Source organism: Curtobacterium sp. P97 (genome assembly GCF_023712445.1).
Lineage (GTDB): Bacteria > Actinomycetota > Actinomycetes > Actinomycetales > Microbacteriaceae > Curtobacterium.
Genome location: NZ_JAMAYF010000168.1, coordinates 1 through 428, shown reverse-complemented (window position 1 = coordinate 428; position 428 = coordinate 1). Strand labels below are relative to the sequence as shown.

The following is a 428-nucleotide window of genomic DNA, read 5'->3' as shown; positions in this document are numbered from 1 at the left end:
CCCAGGGACAGCACCCCGTCGAGCTGGCCGGTGCTGATCACGACCACGCGCTGCGGCTGCGCGGGGATGGTCGTCGTCCCGCCGAAGTGCACGACGTCGCGCGGGAACACGCCGTCGGGGGCGGTCGAGCCGTAGCCGGCGGGCAGCGACTGCGGGGCGACCCCGGACTCCGGGGCGGCGGCGGACGCGGCGGTCGAGGTCGCGGGTGCGGGGCCGGACGAGCACCCGGCCAGCAGCAGGGCCAGGACGACGAGCAGCGCGCGGATCACCGCCGAAGGGTAAGGGCAGCCTTGCCTGAACCGATCGGCGCGGGACTGTGATCTCGGCCGTGGCACAGTGCGCGGCGTGCGGTTGCTGGCGCCCCTCGAGCTGCGCGGCCGCACCCTGCGCAACCGGGTCGTGCTCTGCGCGCACCTGACCGACCAGGC

Annotated in this window: 1 pseudogene; it reads right to left on the bottom strand. The window is 75.9% G+C overall.

Annotation, left to right across the window (positions count from 1 at the left end):
* A pseudogene (locus tag M3677_RS17485) lies at nucleotides 1–269 on the bottom strand (iron-siderophore ABC transporter substrate-binding protein); the annotation flags it as partial.
* Nucleotides 270–428: the final 159 nt, after the last annotated feature.